The organism is Pectobacterium peruviense (assembly GCF_003312355.2).
Taxonomy (GTDB): Bacteria; Pseudomonadota; Gammaproteobacteria; order Enterobacterales; family Enterobacteriaceae; genus Pectobacterium; species Pectobacterium peruviense.
The window spans coordinates 157,339-172,950 of sequence record NZ_CP161826.1 but is presented as its reverse complement, the minus strand read 5'-3'; the positions used below and the strand labels follow the sequence as shown (position 1 = coordinate 172,950).

Sequence of the window (15,612 nt, the reverse complement as noted above, 5' to 3'; positions counted from 1 at the left end):
AGGGTGATTAGCAGTCAGCTAACACGACATTGGATTGCTGATTGCCGCCGGAGGCTGGAGGACGCTGGCTAAAGTTGCCATCCTGTCCGGCAAGCTGTTCTTTCAGCTCGGTTAATGACTTATTCAGAGTCTCCACGTTGCCTTTCAGCTCGGTGTTTTGCGCTTGTAACGCGCTGAATGTTTCGGTTTTATCCAGCAGTTCACGTTGGCTTTTGGCGATCAGTTCAACCGCCTGCTTCAGCTCGCCGTTTTCTTTACTGAATCGTTGCTGACTGCCGGTTAGCAGCTCGGTGATGCGGGAAAAGAAGTTTCGGCCAGCGTCGCCATTTGGCGCATCGTCTTCAAATTCCAGCGTGATCGGCGTATCTGCGGCAGTGAAGAAACACTCAGGGCTAGTTTTTCGCCCGTCCAGCGGGCCTTTGCCGCCGCACTTGGCGTTAAACTCCAGAATGCCGACGCCCAGACTGGCGGGATCGTCTGTCATTCCCAGCCCCATCAAATAGGCCTCACCGGTGTCAGCGAAAGAGGGGTGAATTTCAATGCTGGGGTAAATCTTCTGGCGCTTGGTGTTCAATGCCACCATGTCATCAGTGGCATCAATCTTGATTTGTAGCGCTAACTTGCCTTTAAGCGGCCCGTCTTGGATCTCAAATTCACTCACTTCTTCCACGTCGCCATACGCCCGAAAATCGCTGGTTGGCGAGTAACCGCGAATGTGTTCAAGGTTCACGCGAGCACCGCGCACCTGTTTGTTGAAGTTTTTCGCCATCTGCGAAATGTGCGCACGTTCAAGAGTGCGCCCGTCGCAGGTCGCGCCTTCAACAGCGGCAAGAAACGGTTTTGAAATCGGCATGGTAATGCTCCGGTGATAACAGGGTGTCTGTCTGATACCTCTATCATCACCATGCTTCAGCACAGGCGCTATCGGTGCGGGTTGTTGCGGAACCACGACAACGGGAGCCGATATTTTGCCGCGCGCGGGCGCGATAGCCTGTATGTATGAATCTACTTCCCGATATCCGCACAGAAGCCAAAAGCCTTTACTGGCAGGCCTATAGCATCCCTCAAATCGCTCAGCGGCTGGGGGTGAGCAACAACACGCTCTATTCATGGCGACGGCGCGATAAGTGGGATGACAGCACGCCGATCCAGCGGGCACAGGAGCGCACGGAAGTCCGCTATTTACGGCTGATAGAGAAAGACGACCTCACGCCGCATGACTTTAAAACCATCGACCTGTTAGGCCGTCAGATGGCGCGTTTTTCACGCGATGAACGAAAAGATCAGGAAAAGGAGACACGGAAGAAAGCGCCGAAGAACCATTTTACGGACGAACAGATCGCAGAGTTGCGCGCCCTGGTACTGGAATCACTCTACGAGCATCAAAAACGCTGGTACAAAAAACGCAAGCAGCGTAATCGCGCGATACTGAAAAGCCGCCAGATAGGCGCGAGCTGGTATTTTGCTCGTGAGGCGCTGTTAGATGCGCTGGAAACCGGCACGAACCAAATCTTTCTGTCGGCCAGTCGGGCGCAGGCATACCAGTTCAAGCGGTTTATTCAACTGCTGGCGTCCAGCATTGGCGTGGAACTGAAAGGCGGTGACGCGATAGTGCTGTCGAACGGCGCAACGCTGTACTTCCTCGGCACGTCAGCGGCAACCGCACAGAGTTATACCGGCAATCTGTACTTTGATGAATTCTTTTGGGTTAGCAACTTTCTTAACCTGCGTAAAGTCGCGGCGGGGATGGCGACGCAAAAAGGGTTGCGCCGCACGTACTTTTCTACACCATCCAGTGAAGAACATGAAGCCTACACGTTCTGGACAGGGGATTTCTTTAACAAAAGCCGCCCTAAAGCGGAACGGGTAGAAATCGACGTCACCCACAAGGTTCTAAAGAAAGGGCTGTTGTGCGGCGATAATATCTGGCGGCAGATCGTCACCATTCATGACACGTTAGAGCAAGGTTTTGACCTGGTTGATCTGGATGAAATTAAATCTGAAAACAGCCCCGACGATTTTGAAAATCTCTACGCGTGCCGCTTTGTCAGCGTCGGTGAGCGTGCCTTTGACTATACCGCGCTGATTAACTGCGGTGTTGATGGCTATAACGATGATGTCTGGCCGGACTGGCGACCCTACACGCAGCGGCCGTTAGGTAACCGCCCCGTATGGATAGGCTACGATCCGAGCGGCGACAGCGGCACAGGTGACAGCGCAGGCCTGTCTATCGTGTCCCCGCCCGCCGTTCCTGGCGGTAAGTTCCGCGTTATTGAGGTACGGCAATTACGCGGCATGACCTTTGAAAAACAGGCTGAGGTCATCAAAGAACTGACCCACCAATACAACGTGCAGTTTATCGGCATTGATAGCACCGGCAACGGCAGCGCCGTGCATCAGCTTGTCGTTAAGTTTTTCCCCGCCGCCGTGAAATATCAATACTCGCCCAGCGTGAAACGTGAACTGGTACTGAAAGCCCAAATGCTGATCCGCGCGGGGCGTTTTGAGTATGACGCGGGGATGATGGAGCTGGCCCGTTCCTTCATGACGGTACGGAAATTTGTTACGCAGGGCGGCATGACGTCGTATGCATCAGACAGAACAAAAGGCAGCAGCCACGGTGACATTGCCTGGGCAACCATGCACGCGTTACACAATGAACCAATCGGCAGCGAGTCGGGCGGTAATGATGGATTTGTTGAGGAATTTTAACCATGTCACGTAAGAAACAGCACCCGCGCACGGCCAATCTACGCACCCCAGCCGCACAGGCCCCCGCAACGGGGGAATTGATCCAACAGCCGATTGAGTCACTACAGTCTTTCTCGTTTGGCGATGCACAACCCATCATGGACAGACGCGACCTGTTGGACTGCATGGAGTGCGCCAGAAATGGCCGCTGGTATGAGCCACCGATCAGCACCTACGGTCTGGCGCGAATGTTTGACGTTGCCGTGCATCATCAGTCACCGATACTGTTCAAGCGCAATGTCATCATGTCCTGCTACGAATCGCACCCGCTGTTATCGCGGCAGGATGCCAACGCGTTTGTACTCGATTTTTTGGTGTTCGGTAATGCCTATCTGGAACTGAGAAAGAACCGCATCGGCCAACCGCTGAAGCTAAAGCACACCCATGCAAAGTACACCCGACGCGGGGAGAATCTGGATCAGTACTGGTTTGTGACGTACTACGCCAACGATCACGAATTCGAGCCAGGCAGCGTGTTCCACGTTAAAAGCCCCAGCATTCACCAAGAGATATACGGCACACCGGAATATATGGCGGTGATCCAATCAGCGATGCTGAACGGTGAAGCCACGTTGTTCCGGCGTAATTACTACATCAACGGTAGCCATGCAGGGGTGATCGTTTACCTCACCGATCCCATAACTAACAATGCCGACGTCGAGCAACTGAAGAAGTCACTGAAAGATGCACGTGGTGGCGGGGCATTTAAGAACCTGTTTGTTTACGCGGCAGGCGGGAAGAAGGACGGCCTGCAAATCCTGCCGTTTAGCCAGATTGCGGCCAAAGATGAATTTACCGGTATTAAAGATGCAACCCGCGACGATATGTTAGCCGCGCACCGTGTACCGCCCAACTTAATGGGGATTATGCCGAACAATGCAGGGGGATTTGGTGACGTGGAGAAAGCCGCGAAGGTGTTCGCCATCAACGAACTCATGCCGATAATGGAAAGCCTGAAAGAGCTTAACGACTGGCTGGGGATCGAGGTACTTCGGTTCAAGCCTTATGCCCTGGCCGAAGGTGCAATGTAACCGCGAAAGTCATTCAAAACCATTCACCTAGCTATCAAACAGCAGACCGGACAGCCGCAAGGTTGCCCGGTTTTTTTACATCTGCGTAAAAGCGCATGAATGCCATTTTAAGCACATCAATAACCGAACAACGCCGCGATTGACCGAGATCGATACAGCGTAATAGCGACGTGATGAGGATGCAGCAGCATATGAACCAACATACCCCTCTTATCCCCCTCAGCGCGCGAGGGTTCCCCCGCCACGCCCGCACACGAAAATAGTGCGTTTTTATGCAGTTGTGCAGCAGGGGTAAACCCGCGCCAGATCTGGTGCGGGAAGGGGATAATAGCATCAATAAATTTGTGCATTGGTGTGCGGGGTTGTGCATTTCTTACGACTATGTACATTTTGCTATGCGCCGGCTGTTTTCAACTCAAGGAATCTTCCCATTTCATTGCTTGAAAGCCTCTACTTCTCAAAGAGTAAATGAAAAGATCACGGTATATGTCTTGTACAAACCCTTGTGTGTCGGAGTCTTTAATTACCACTTTTGCAACATTTTCCTGTGGATAATTTTCGATGACAACAATCACTGTTGAAAAACGAGAATGGTAATTGAGTAGTTCTAAAAGCGGTTCAAGAGACGCCTGAGTCTCTTTTACTTTTTTTTCCAGATCCTCGTATCTAGATTCGAACTGATACTCCACTTTTATTTCATGCTTAAAACTTCTGAATTCAGAGACAAATGCTGATGATGCTCTTTTGAGGTGTCTAGCAGCATCAATCAAGATGTGAGCTTCATGTTTACCATCTATTGTCGACTCATCACTTCCCGAAAATTGCTCCATGCTTCTCAAGGAATCTCCCCATTGCATTGCTTGAAAGCCTCTACTTCTCAAAGAGTAAATGAAAAGGTCACGGTATATGTTTTGTACAAATCCTTGTGGGTTGGAGTCTTTAATTACCACTTTTACAACATCTTTCTGTGGATCATAATTTTCAGTTTCAACAATCACTGTTGAAAGACGGGAATGGTAATTAAGCAGTTCTAAAAACGGTTCGATAGACTTCTGAGTCTCTTTTACTTCTTTTTCCAACTCTTTGTATGTAGTCTCATCATGACATTCAACTTCTATTTCATGCTTAAAACTTCTGAATTCAGAAACATTTGCTGATGATGCTCTTTTGAGTTTTTTGGTAGCCTCAATGAGGATGTTAACCGCATGTTTTCCATCTATTATAGACTCATTACTTCTCGAAAATTGCTCCATGCTTCTAAGGGGGCTATAAATGATGCCGTCGATAATAACGTACTTATTCGCAATCCATTTTGTAACCTGCTGAGGATTTACTCCCAGCTCTTTAGCAAACTTAGCTTGTACTCCGCCGTAATAGATGTCTATGTGTCTTGCAATGTCCATGAGTGACAACCTTATGTAGTGAGTGATAGTTGAATTCTGATTATAATCAAATTTGGTTATTTATAATCAAATTAAGTTATTATTCATTTATCACTAAATGTCAATATATAATTTCACCTCAATAGCTTTGTACTCAACGTGGCAATCCGGTGCAGCAGTGCCGCCGCTCTATCCTGATATTCCTCGTCTTTTTTCTTACTCGTCGGCGTTCGATACAGATAACCGTCAGAGCTGGCAATGTAGGAATAACCCGCGAGCGTGATTGCGCTGCCCATTTCCAGCCGCTGTACCTCACCGGCACTGATATCCCAGCCCAGTGAACGGGCGAAATCGGCAATGCTGGCGCGCCAGTCGTCCGACCGTTTACTAACAGTCTGTTTTTCAGTCGTTTCATGGGGCTGAGTTGTGGACGAGTGTTCGCTATGTCGGCTATGTCGCCGATCCGGCGGCTGTGATCGAAGTCGATTGAGCAAACCACGCCGCTCCGCGTCGGTCATGTGCTCAAAGTCGATGTTTTCTGGTTCTGACGTACTGCCAATCTCTCTATTGGCGGGTTCGGAAATGCTTACTTTTTCGTCGCCCGTAGAGTTATTGACAGAACTCCAAGCGTCGCCGGTGGGCGACGTAACAGCCAAACCATGCCCAGCGCTATTATTAGCGCCTGCGTCTGCTGCCTGTTTTTTGCGGATTTTCCACTTAACGAGACGGGTACAGATGCGCGATAGCTCACCCAAACGCGGGGAGAAAACACCAAAGATTTTTTCTGGTGTCTCGCCGTAGTCGTTTTGCTCGTCGGCTTCCTCATACGCTATACGCACGGTGTATAACTCGCGCGGGATCAGCACGCCGCCTTGCTTTTCGATGTAAGTAGCGAAACAACCTGCGTCCGCAGATGCCAGCACGGCATCCATTGCCGGATCGGCTAACTGAGAAGCGCCGCGCTTGAAGGTTCCGGCTTCTTTCTGTACTGCGGTAAGTTGGTTCGCCAGTTTGCGCAGCTCGCGCCAGACTGTGACTGGTGGCAGGCCGAACGGCTGAAACTGCCGGATGTTATGTTGAGACGCCCAAGCCATCGCAAACTTTGCGGTTTCGCGCAGAGGCTTTCCGGTTTCACCGTCCAATTCTCCATCCAACGCGTAACCATCAATATTTTTACTGATATATTTCGCGACGTATGCCGTAGCGCTGCCTTTTTTGGGGTCAAGACGCTTCGCTTTAAAGCGTGCGCCGGTATTACGTCCCAACTCAGCGCGGTCTACAGCGATGAAGTATTCACGCAGAATTTCAGTGATTTCTTTCCGGTCTTCGGGCGGCATGAATAGCAATACGTGCCAGTGCGGCGTAGCGTCGTGATGCGGTTCCGCAACGCGAAAGCCATACGGACGCAGGCCACGTCGGTTCAGTTTCGACATAGCCTTAGCCCACGTCTTACATAAATAACGCTGCCCCTGCCGAGGTGATGAGGTATCCCACTTGGGATTTTGATGACCGCTCTGAATTGTGGCGTGATAGCGCGACGGGCAAGTGATAGTAAGAAAAACACCCTCATCACTACGCGATATGGCAACCATTTCAACGCCTGCCATGCGCGTCATCAGTTCGTGACGGCGAATAACCGGATTACTAACGCTGGCGTACACCATGTTTTCCAGCGACGCGACGTTACCGTCTTCATCAACCAGTTCATGCGCCTTAAAGAACTCGCGGTTTTTGCGGCGTTGCTCCTGCCACTGATTCAGCGCATCAATACTGACGTAAGGCATGCGCTTTTTGTGGATCACGCCGATGGCGCGGAACTGGTTCTCACGCCATTCACAACGCAAACGCCATAATTTACGCCCCCACCAATCAGCATTTGTGATACGCAGAATGGCGGAATAAATACGGTTTCGTGACTCGTTATCGCCGATGATTACGCCCCAACACGGCGGCGTTACCCGTAGCGCCAGCACTTCACGCCCCAGATGCCAGAAAAGCGCCTGGATCTCGTCGTTGGTCATATCAGCGGGCAAAGTGTTGCCGCATTCGGTTTCAAACATTTCCGCGATGCTGGCTGCGATAGCATGACCGGCGTTAATCGCCTCATGTTTCGTAAACTCTGCCAAATGCTGCCAGCGTGCGCGCCAGTAACTGGCAAGCTCTGACGTGAAACCATCGCGCACACCTTGCTTGGCACGCACGGCATCCAGACGCAGCAGGGCTTTTTTCACGGTTCCCATGAAAAAGGCGCTGACGTGTCGCGGCTCGCGGTTCGCGCGCAGCCATTCTATTTTTTTCCTGTATGTGTCACGGATAAAAAACGGTTGTTCCAGCAAGCGCCCTTCAACACCTTCTGGCGTTTCCATCCAGTGTTGCAACATCGCATGATGCTCGTCCCGCTCAGCCTCTGCGAACTGGCGGCGCATCGTCAGTAACGTTGCGTTAGGCTCGAAATAGTCCAGCCTCGCGACGGCCTGATCAAAATCCAGATCGGAGAAAGCAGCGCGTGATACCAGCCGCTTAAGGTGTTGCTCAACTGCTGGGTGTGCCTCGGTGGTATTTGTGGCAGGAGGAGAAAAGGAGTCAGCGATCCCCTGTGGTATGGAGATCGCTGGACGTGGCGCATTCCACGGATAGGCCCACTGTTCAGAATATGCAACCATCAGAACGGCAACTCATCATCATCACAATCGATAACGTCATACCGCCATGTGACTGCACGCCCCGCCTTGAATTTGTACGCCTCTCTCGCCGTATCAAAGAAAAATTGATTATGGATAGAGTCTCCGCTATAGACATCGAAGGCTATAAAGCTAACAATCCAAAAATCGTGCATTTTCCAACGATCCAACACGCTCTCAACTACTGCATAAATCGTTGTATCTGCGCCACAAGCCTCATCTACATCAATAACGATAGGGTTAGGCATTGCGCAATCTCCCTGCCTTCAGCACGCCGATCACTTCTTTGGCTGCACCGCGAGTAATCGCGTTAGCACTGATAGAGCGCTGTACAGCTATTTCATGGAATTCAAACCCCTGATAAATCTCCCGCGTGGCGGGTGTATCGCTATTTGAAATAACTACTGCCGCGTCAGTTTCGTAACGAACGTGTCGTAGGTACTTAGCCAATTGGATGTGATGTTCGCGGGTAAATGCAGCATGGTGGTATTGCGTAAAATTGGCCGTGTCACTGGCGGGCAGATACGGCGGATCACAATAGATAACACTGTTTTCGTTTATCGCTTTCGCGGCCAGCACTTTTCGGAAATCTTCCGCAATAAAACAGGTTGTGGTGTCATTTGCTTTCTCTGCAAATAGCCTTATCTCTGCTTCTGGGAAATAAGGTTTTTTATAGTTTCCGAATGGGACATTAAAAAAACCAGCGTTGTTATATCGGCAAATACCGTTAAAGCAATGACGATTCAGGTACAGGAATAAAGCGGCCTTTAGCAGGTGTTCATCATCTGATATGGCGTTGAACATGTTCCGGTTGAGATAAAACTCGCTCTTGCCATTACCGTTTTTGAATAACTCTTTCGCAGTGTTGATAAATGCCTGAGTGGCATTCTTAGCCATCTGATATGTATTAATCAGATCGGCGTTAATATCAGCCAGCACATAACGGGGATAGTCGGTATTCAGGAACACAGACGCACCGCCGACAAAGGGTTCAAACAGCCGGTCACCCTTTGGCAGAAGCGGCAGCAAATCAGGCAGGACGCGGGTTTTCCCACCTGGCCATTTGATGAACGGGCGGATCATACGATTATGTCCTGCGACGATTGTTCAAACCGTTCAGCCTCTTTGCGCAGCAATTCGATAACTTCTGCGGCGGAATACTCTTTTTGTTGTGCGTGGAGGGCTAGCGCTGCCAGACGTTGAGAGAAAGACCAGTGCTGGTCTTTTTTTTCCTCCAGACGTGCCTTACCCAGCAAAGCGACAAGCGCATCACTGCCAGCTACTTGCATCTTTTTAACTTCTGCATTTCTCATCGTGATTTCCTTTTTTCAGGTAATAGAAAGCCCGGCGGGTTTACGCCTTTAATTAATTTACGAGGTGGCTATTTGAAATTAAAAAACGCCGCATCTCTTATTTCGACTGACTTCAATCAATCGGTTTTCAAACTCTCTTTTTAATTGAAAAATAAATTGCTTTTGTGCTTCTGATTCACCATCAAGAGACAATTCCCCGCTGGCCGTTTTTATTGAAAAGCCGCGTTCGCACATTTCGGGGATTATTCTTCCTAGCACATAGCACAACTGACTTTCAGTCATAACTCTTGCCTCTCTCGGCTTCTTAATCAGTTACGGCGTTATGCCGCAATACCCATCAGGCGGGCGAACCAGCGGCGCTTTTTAGGCGCTGGCATATAGGGCTTTTTGCTCCACGGCGCAAAATAATCCTGGGCGGGAGTTGGCTGGAAACGCTTGCCGTTTGGTAATTCCAACCAACCTTTTTCTTGCTGCGGGGATGGTGATTTTTCTTTTAATAAACGCGCTGTGCTAATCATGCTGAACCTCTCATGCCGTGCAGTTCGTTGATATAAGAAGTCGCTTGCCCTAACGCATCGAATAGCCCGAATGATTGATCGCCTTGACTGATGCGATAGCGAGTTATTGGATTAGTTGCCGTTCTTGGGCAGCGAATAATAGAAAAGCCGCGATAAATGCTGGTATGTTCGCTTAATTTTATTAACGCATGATCAATACCTGAAAATACCAGCCCTTTATTATCTCCCCCCATATTACAGCCCCAGCCACAACAGCCAGGCATCACGCTGTTCTTTCGGTCTGTTCATGTACGCGTCACGCATTGCGCGATTGAACTCCGGTATAAATACCCAATTTTCCGCGCGGCGCGGGTTTGGGTTTTCTGGGTTAACCCACGGAACCAGCGGCAGTTTGCCCGCATCAACCATCCCTTTTACTGCTGCGTCAGATTTGCCGATTAGCTCTGCAAACTTCTGATACGGCACAGCGTCAACTGGATAGCGAACCTCATAAACACCATCAGTCATTATTTTGACTCCCTATTATTAATTAATGGAATGTATGCCGGAATTTTTCACCACGTCCGGCGCGTGGGTTGTGGTAGGCTTCAAGTGCGAACAATCAGCCAACCACTCAAGGAATTAATATGATCCCAAATGCAACCAACATTCGAACTCTGGTAACGCCAGATAAAGACACTGACGATTTTCATGTCTTGCATAAACCTGCGCCGCCAGAGGAAAAAGACGACGAGGAATAATTACTATGAACAAACAGCCAACTGAATATGAAGTTCATTTCCGCATCTGGTACAGCTACTGGCTGGAGCGCATGACTGAAACACTTAATCGACGAATTGATGTTTCTATTAATGCGATAACTATCACGCTTGGATCCGCAATATTTGCGACTAGTCATTTCAGTTGGTTGTTTGGCGGCATCATTGCCGTTCTTAGTGGTTTTCGTATCGCTTGGCAATATGGGCAAAAAGCCGAATCGGCCAAGCAACAAGTAAAAAGATATTCCGCACTTATTGATGATCTCCCTACCATTACGATCGATGAAACTCGTGCAAGGCTGGCAATGCTTGAGGAGTTTGATAGTGCGGCCCTTAATAGCCTCTGCAACCCAGCAAGAAATGGGGCGTCTATTTCTCTCAAGCACAAGCACAGGGAAACCCTTTCCTTTGCTGAAAAAACTATTTCTCTTTTGGCTGGCAGTACACCCCGTTAATCCATCATCGTTCCGAGTAAATATGACAGGGCTGCTAATAACGGTGGCTTTGTCATTTCTTTCCATCCCTTCCCCCTATTAGCAATCTCTGTCACGCGTTCCGTTAATAGATCACACGTTCCGTGATACTCTCTTTCGATCGCCAACCGCTTACATTTGCTTATTGATGCTTATGCTTGCGGTTGGCTTTTCGCGCCTTTGTTGGTGTACATATATACCCCAATGACGGTGAATTTAGGATACATATAGGCACCATGTCAAATGAAATTAAGCGAAAAAGTGAAATCCCTGAGGGAAGCAGAGGGGCTTAGCCAAAGCCAATTCTGCAAAGTCATTGATTTATCAATTAACACACTAAAAAAATACGAGACCGGAAATTTTGAGCCTAGCGGCAATGCCTTACTTAAAATCACCACTCATCCGCGATTCCAAAAATACACTCTGTGGCTCATGACGGATAAAACAGCACCGGAAGCTGGTCAAATCGCACCGGCCCTCGCACACATTGGGCCAGACTCAACACAATCAGACCACTCAGAGAAACAGACTGGTTAACGCTTTATAAACATTACATTTTCACTATTTGTTACCAAGACAGTGAGATGACCGCCGGAGGGCTTTCTTATGGCAATTAAGAAGCTCGATGATGGTCGATTTGAAGTGGACATTCGCCCCATCGGACGGAACGGAAAACGTATCCGGCGGCGGTTTGATAAAAAGACGGAAGCGGTAGCGTTTGAGCGCTATACGTTGTCCAGAACGGACAAAAAAGAGTGGCAGCATGGTTACGGTGTTGAGCATCGCCAGTTAAGCGAACTGGTGGCGCTATGGTGGCTCTACCACGGCCAGAATGTAAAGAACGGACTGATTGAGCACCGCCATTTAAAACGAACAGTTGCACAGATGAATGACCCGGAGATCTGCCGCATCAATAAGCGCTCGATACTGGAATTTCGCACGATGCGATTAACAGGCGGCATTAGTTCATCAACGATCAATCGTGATATGTATCGGCTCTCAGGTATGTTTTCAGCGCTCACAAAGCTGGAAATCTACGCGGGAGAAAACCCGTTAAAAGGGTTGCCGCCCCTGCCAGAAAAGCAGCCTGCTGTTACGTTTCTGACAGAACCAGAGATCGCGAGGCTTTTATCGGTGTTAGATGGTGACGCATACAGACTGGCAGTGTTATGCCTGAGTACAGGCGCAAGATGGGGCGAGGCCAGCACACTACGGGCTGAACAGGTGATAAACAGCAGAGTAACATTCATGGAAACGAAAAACGGCAAGAACCGGACGATCCCCATATCTGAGGACGTTTCACGGATCATCAAAACCCGCGAAACCGGAAAGCTGTTTAAAGTTGACTATCCGGCGTTCTGCGAGCAAATCAGGGCAGTAAAGCCAGACATTCCAAAAGGCCAGGCATCGCACATTTTGCGTCACACGTTTGCCAGCCATTTTGTGATGAACGGCGGAAATCTGGTCGCTTTGCAGCAGATTCTAGGCCATGCAAGCATTCAGCAAACCATGACTTACGCGCACCTTGCGCCAGACTATCTGCAAAATGCTATTACACTCAACCCATTACGGGGGAAAAGTAGCATTTAAAAACGTCCACATGTTGTCCACACTAGCGGAAAATGGCCCATTTTTGACCACATTTTAACCGCTTGCAATTGCTTGTAATCGCTTAACATGCAATTGTTTTTAAAGGGTTTTACTGAAAAACCCATAAAAAAAGCCCTCCATCATGGAGGGCAAAAAGACAGGGATGGTGTCTATGGCAAGGAAAAACAGGGTGTGTACCTACTACACATTACTACTCGGACTGCACTACGTTACGACTTACTACACTCACACTACTACTCGGGACTATCTGTCTCAGTATGGTTTGTCATACCTGATGACGGCGCAACCATCTGATTAAACATGGATATCTGTTGCTGCATCTCTTTCATGCGTTGCTTATGCTTCAGTTCTAAGATCTCTTTCTGCGCTGGCGTCAGCAGGTTATACATTTGGTTGCGCACTCGGGTCATCTGAATCTGACGCTCAATCTGCACACTCATCATTCGGGTTATCTGCGCTCGCACCGCTGCTTCATCAAACGTTTCCGCCGTCACTAGCTTATGCATGGCTTTAACATCTTCGGTGTTAAACGCCGGCTTGTCCTGACGACTCTGGTGCATCAAATCGCGCATTTGCTGGCGCTGTTGCTCAGTCAGCCTCACGCCATCGAACATACCTTGCTGGCCGGATGCGCCTTTTGTGGCGGAATCATCGATATGCCAGCCGCTCGCCGGAGCGTCTCCACTTTCTGCTGCAAAGGCGGTAAAAGTGCCTAACATAAGCAGTGAAGCAAGAGATAAGGTTGCGAACTGTTGCATCAATAACTCTCCAGAGCGGTACGTCATTTTGTGAATCAATGAGCATGAGTCTACGCATCTTGCTGCAAACATGCGTCAGAGGATGTAAAACTACGTAAAGTCATGGAATAGCGCTAATCTATGTCGTATTTTGCCCTTGGAGGTAGAGAAAACATGAATAAAATTCTGCTGGTTGATGACGATAGAGAGCTGACATCTTTATTGAAAGAATTGCTCGAAATGGAAGGTTTTAACGTCGTTGTCGCCTACGACGGCGAACAGGCGTTACAGATATTAGATAACACCATTGATCTGTTATTACTGGATGTGATGATGCCGAAGAAAAACGGTATCGACACATTAAAAGAACTACGACAGCAGCATCAAACACCGGTCATCATGTTGACCGCCCGCGGCAGCGAACTGGATCGCGTTCTTGGTCTGGAACTGGGTGCAGATGATTATCTGCCGAAGCCTTTTAACGACAGGGAGCTGGTAGCGCGAATTCGCGCAATTCTCCGTCGTTCTAATTGGACCGATCAACAGCAGGCGGGCGATAACAGTGCGCCAACGCTGGAAGTCGATGGCCTGCGTCTGAACCCCGGACGGCAGGAAGCCAGCTTTGACGATATCGTGCTGGACCTGACAGGCACGGAATTCACGCTGCTCTATCTGCTGGCACAGCGGCTGGGACAGGTGGTTTCGCGCGAGCATTTAAGTCAGGAAGTGCTGGGGAAACGACTGACGCCGTTTGACCGTGCGATCGACATGCATATCTCGAACCTGCGGCGTAAATTGCCAGAACGTAAGGATGGCTTACCTTGGTTTAAAACGCTGCGTGGACGAGGCTATTTGATGGTATCGGCTGCATGATCAATAGTTTGACCGCCCGTATCTTTGCCATTTTTTGGTTAACGCTGGCGCTGGTACTCATGCTGGTTCTGATGGTGCCCAAGCTGGACTCGCGCCAGCTTACCGCCTTGCTGGAAAATGAGCAGCGGCAGGGCATCATGCTGGAACAGCACATTGAAGCAGACCTCGCCAACACACCAGCCAACGATCTGCGCTGGTGGTTGCGGCTGTTCTGGGTGCTGGAAAAGTGGGCTCCGCCGGGACAACGTCTTTTTCTGGTCACCAGCGAAGGTCGTATTTTCGGCGCAGAAAAGCATGAAACACCGATTGTGCGTAATTTTATCGGGCTGTCGGATAACGCCGACCACCCGCAAAAGAAAAATTACGGCCGCATTGAGCTTCTCGGTCCTTTTGCGATCCGCGATGGTGATGACAACTACCAGCTTTACCTGATTCGTCCTGCCAGCAGTCCGCAGTCAGATTTCATTAGTCTGCTGTTTGACCGTCCTTTACTGCTGCTTATCTTCACCATGCTGATCAGTTCACCGCTGTTGCTTTGGCTCGCCTGGAGTCTGGCAAAACCCGCGCGTAAGCTCAAGCATGCTGCCGACGAAGTCGCCAAAGGCAACTTACGCCAACACCCTGAGTTAGAGTCCGGCCCGCAGGAGTTTCTGGCAACGGGCGTGAGCTTTAACCAGATGGTCAGCGCGCTGGAACGGATGGTCACGGCACAGCAACGGCTGCTGTCGGATATCTCTCATGAGCTGCGTACGCCGCTGACACGCTTGCAGCTAGCAACGGCGCTGCTGCGTCGGCGTCAGGGTGAAGGTAATGAGCTGAACCGCATTGAGATGGAAACTCAGCGGCTCGACAGCATGATTAACGATCTGCTGGTGCTCTCACGTAATCAACACAAGAACGAACTGACCCGTGAGTTCCTGCGTGCCGATGAACTGTGGGGCAATGTGCTGGATGATGCCGCCTTTGAAGCCGAGCAAATGGGGAAAACGCTGGAAGTACCTTATCCTCCGGGACCGTGGACACTCTTTGGTAACCCTGCGTCACTCGACAGTGCGTTGGAAAATATCGTGCGTAACGCGCTGCGTTATTCTCACAATCACATCGAAGTGGCCTTCTCAGTGGATAATCAGGGCATCACCATCAAAGTGGATGACGATGGCCCCGGTGTCAGCCCGGAAGATCGTGAACAGATTTTCCGCCCCTTCTACCGTACGGATGAAGCACGTGACCGCGCATCTGGCGGAAGCGGTTTAGGGCTCGCCATTGTGGAAACCGCCATTATGCAGCACAAAGGCTGGGTAAAAGCGGAAGACAGCCCGCTAGGTGGGTTACGCTTAATCATCTGGCTACCGTTGCATCAACGGTAAGTCAGGCAAAATCGTTCCTACCGCCACATCCTCTCAGGTGCCCGCACGGGCACCTGTCACGTTCTGTTTATCTTCTCTGCATTGAGTTTTTTACGCGATTGCGTAGAGTAATCGTCA

At 49.8% G+C, this 15,612-nt stretch carries 18 protein-coding genes; 7 read left to right on the top strand and 11 right to left on the bottom strand.

Features of this window, described 5'->3' with window-relative positions:
• Positions 1–7 precede the first annotated feature (7 nt).
• On the bottom strand, positions 8–853 hold the full coding sequence (locus tag DUT67_RS00760; protein WP_113632506.1) for a GPO family capsid scaffolding protein: 846 nt from the start codon (positions 851–853) through the stop codon (positions 8–10).
• A 146-nt stretch (positions 854–999) separates the two neighbouring features.
• Here DUT67_RS00760 and DUT67_RS00755 point away from each other — a divergent pair, with 146 nt between their 5' ends.
• Complete coding sequence (locus tag DUT67_RS00755; RefSeq protein ID WP_113632507.1) at positions 1,000–2,712, top strand: terminase family protein; 1,713 nt, start codon at positions 1,000–1,002, stop codon at positions 2,710–2,712.
• Between the two features lie 2 nt (positions 2,713–2,714).
• Positions 2,715–3,782, top strand: a complete 1,068-nt coding sequence (locus tag DUT67_RS00750) for a phage portal protein (protein WP_113632508.1) — start codon at positions 2,715–2,717, stop codon at positions 3,780–3,782.
• Between the two features lie 410 nt (positions 3,783–4,192).
• Here DUT67_RS00750 and DUT67_RS00745 read toward each other — a convergent pair whose 3' ends face one another.
• The 9 genes from DUT67_RS00745 to DUT67_RS00705 all read right to left on the bottom strand — a co-directional run bounded on the left by DUT67_RS00745 (position 4,193) and on the right by DUT67_RS00705 (position 10,183).
• Positions 4,193–5,185, bottom strand: a complete 993-nt coding sequence (locus tag DUT67_RS00745) for a hypothetical protein (protein ID WP_211027432.1) — start codon at positions 5,183–5,185, stop codon at positions 4,193–4,195.
• A 113-nt stretch (positions 5,186–5,298) separates the two neighbouring features.
• Positions 5,299–7,827 carry a replication endonuclease gene (locus DUT67_RS00740; RefSeq protein ID WP_113632511.1) on the bottom strand — a complete coding sequence of 843 codons (2,529 nt, stop codon included), beginning with the start codon at positions 7,825–7,827 and terminating at the stop codon, positions 5,299–5,301.
• Positions 7,827–8,093 carry a hypothetical protein gene (locus tag DUT67_RS00735; protein ID WP_113632512.1) on the bottom strand — a complete coding sequence of 89 codons (267 nt, stop codon included), beginning with the start codon at positions 8,091–8,093 and terminating at the stop codon, positions 7,827–7,829. The genes DUT67_RS00740 and DUT67_RS00735 overlap by 1 nt, the downstream gene beginning before the upstream one ends.
• Entirely contained in the window at positions 8,086–8,928 is an 843-nt protein-coding gene (locus tag DUT67_RS00730; protein ID WP_113632513.1) for a Dam family site-specific DNA-(adenine-N6)-methyltransferase, read from the bottom strand. The genes DUT67_RS00735 and DUT67_RS00730 overlap by 8 nt, the downstream gene beginning before the upstream one ends.
• Positions 8,925–9,158 carry a DUF2732 family protein gene (locus DUT67_RS00725; RefSeq protein WP_113632514.1) on the bottom strand — a complete coding sequence of 78 codons (234 nt, stop codon included), beginning with the start codon at positions 9,156–9,158 and terminating at the stop codon, positions 8,925–8,927. The genes DUT67_RS00730 and DUT67_RS00725 overlap by 4 nt, the downstream gene beginning before the upstream one ends.
• A gap of 78 nt (positions 9,159–9,236) precedes the next feature.
• Entirely contained in the window at positions 9,237–9,440 is a 204-nt protein-coding gene (locus tag DUT67_RS00720) for a hypothetical protein (protein WP_145984879.1), read from the bottom strand.
• A gap of 38 nt (positions 9,441–9,478) precedes the next feature.
• On the bottom strand, positions 9,479–9,676 hold the full coding sequence (locus DUT67_RS00715) for a phage filamentation protein Fil family protein (RefSeq protein WP_113632515.1): 198 nt from the start codon (positions 9,674–9,676) through the stop codon (positions 9,479–9,481).
• A complete protein-coding gene (locus DUT67_RS00710; RefSeq protein ID WP_113632516.1) occupies positions 9,673–9,909 on the bottom strand; it encodes a hypothetical protein in 237 nt (78 codons plus the stop codon). The genes DUT67_RS00715 and DUT67_RS00710 overlap by 4 nt, the downstream gene beginning before the upstream one ends.
• A 1-nt stretch (position 9,910) precedes the next feature.
• The gene (locus DUT67_RS00705; protein ID WP_039541990.1) at positions 9,911–10,183 is read right to left on the bottom strand and encodes a Cox family DNA-binding protein; all 273 of its coding nucleotides are present in this window, start codon (positions 10,181–10,183) and stop codon (positions 9,911–9,913) included.
• Between the two features lie 238 nt (positions 10,184–10,421).
• On the opposite strand from DUT67_RS00705, the gene DUT67_RS00700 reads away from it, so the two are divergent.
• From DUT67_RS00700 to DUT67_RS00690, 3 genes are all read left to right on the top strand, one after another.
• A complete protein-coding gene (locus DUT67_RS00700) occupies positions 10,422–10,889 on the top strand; it encodes a hypothetical protein (RefSeq protein WP_113632517.1) in 468 nt (155 codons plus the stop codon).
• Between the two features lie 261 nt (positions 10,890–11,150).
• Complete coding sequence (locus DUT67_RS00695) at positions 11,151–11,444, top strand: DNA-binding transcriptional regulator (RefSeq protein ID WP_113632518.1); 294 nt, start codon at positions 11,151–11,153, stop codon at positions 11,442–11,444.
• Positions 11,445–11,513: 69 nt separating this feature from the next.
• On the top strand, positions 11,514–12,497 hold the full coding sequence (locus tag DUT67_RS00690; protein ID WP_113632519.1) for a tyrosine-type recombinase/integrase: 984 nt from the start codon (positions 11,514–11,516) through the stop codon (positions 12,495–12,497).
• Between the two features lie 254 nt (positions 12,498–12,751).
• Here DUT67_RS00690 and cpxP read toward each other — a convergent pair whose 3' ends face one another.
• On the bottom strand, positions 12,752–13,276 hold the full coding sequence (gene cpxP / locus DUT67_RS00685; RefSeq protein WP_048263107.1) for a cell-envelope stress modulator CpxP: 525 nt from the start codon (positions 13,274–13,276) through the stop codon (positions 12,752–12,754).
• 153 nt (positions 13,277–13,429) lie between these two features.
• Here cpxP and cpxR point away from each other — a divergent pair, with 153 nt between their 5' ends.
• Together cpxR and cpxA are read left to right on the top strand one after the other, a co-directional pair.
• Positions 13,430–14,128, top strand: a complete 699-nt coding sequence (cpxR, locus tag DUT67_RS00680; protein WP_048263111.1) for an envelope stress response regulator transcription factor CpxR — start codon at positions 13,430–13,432, stop codon at positions 14,126–14,128.
• Positions 14,125–15,495: an envelope stress sensor histidine kinase CpxA gene (gene cpxA / locus DUT67_RS00675; RefSeq protein WP_011095776.1), complete on the top strand. Its 1,371-nt coding sequence runs from the start codon at positions 14,125–14,127 to the stop codon at positions 15,493–15,495. The genes cpxR and cpxA overlap by 4 nt, the downstream gene beginning before the upstream one ends.
• Positions 15,496–15,612: the final 117 nt, after the last annotated feature.

Coding starts and splice junctions, on each gene's coding strand:
- DUT67_RS00720 (WP_145984879.1), bottom strand. CDS start 9,440: ATGACTGAAAGTCAGTTGTGCTATGTGCTAGGAAGAATAATCCCCGAA.
- DUT67_RS00730 (WP_113632513.1), bottom strand. CDS start 8,928: ATGATCCGCCCGTTCATCAAATGGCCAGGTGGGAAAACCCGCGTCCTG.
- DUT67_RS00755 (WP_113632507.1), top strand. CDS start 1,000: ATGAATCTACTTCCCGATATCCGCACAGAAGCCAAAAGCCTTTACTGG.
- DUT67_RS00760 (WP_113632506.1), bottom strand. CDS start 853: ATGCCGATTTCAAAACCGTTTCTTGCCGCTGTTGAAGGCGCGACCTGC.
- DUT67_RS00725 (WP_113632514.1), bottom strand. CDS start 9,158: ATGAGAAATGCAGAAGTTAAAAAGATGCAAGTAGCTGGCAGTGATGCG.
- DUT67_RS00695 (WP_113632518.1), top strand. CDS start 11,151: ATGAAATTAAGCGAAAAAGTGAAATCCCTGAGGGAAGCAGAGGGGCTT.
- cpxA (WP_011095776.1), top strand. CDS start 14,125: ATGATCAATAGTTTGACCGCCCGTATCTTTGCCATTTTTTGGTTAACG.
- DUT67_RS00750 (WP_113632508.1), top strand. CDS start 2,715: ATGTCACGTAAGAAACAGCACCCGCGCACGGCCAATCTACGCACCCCA.
- DUT67_RS00740 (WP_113632511.1), bottom strand. CDS start 7,827: ATGGTTGCATATTCTGAACAGTGGGCCTATCCGTGGAATGCGCCACGT.
- DUT67_RS00690 (WP_113632519.1), top strand. CDS start 11,514: ATGGCAATTAAGAAGCTCGATGATGGTCGATTTGAAGTGGACATTCGC.
- cpxR (WP_048263111.1), top strand. CDS start 13,430: ATGAATAAAATTCTGCTGGTTGATGACGATAGAGAGCTGACATCTTTA.
- DUT67_RS00745 (WP_211027432.1), bottom strand. CDS start 5,185: ATGGACATTGCAAGACACATAGACATCTATTACGGCGGAGTACAAGCT.
- DUT67_RS00715 (WP_113632515.1), bottom strand. CDS start 9,676: ATGATTAGCACAGCGCGTTTATTAAAAGAAAAATCACCATCCCCGCAG.
- DUT67_RS00710 (WP_113632516.1), bottom strand. CDS start 9,909: ATGGGGGGAGATAATAAAGGGCTGGTATTTTCAGGTATTGATCATGCG.
- cpxP (WP_048263107.1), bottom strand. CDS start 13,276: ATGCAACAGTTCGCAACCTTATCTCTTGCTTCACTGCTTATGTTAGGC.
- DUT67_RS00735 (WP_113632512.1), bottom strand. CDS start 8,093: ATGCCTAACCCTATCGTTATTGATGTAGATGAGGCTTGTGGCGCAGAT.
- DUT67_RS00705 (WP_039541990.1), bottom strand. CDS start 10,183: ATGACTGATGGTGTTTATGAGGTTCGCTATCCAGTTGACGCTGTGCCG.
- DUT67_RS00700 (WP_113632517.1), top strand. CDS start 10,422: ATGAACAAACAGCCAACTGAATATGAAGTTCATTTCCGCATCTGGTAC.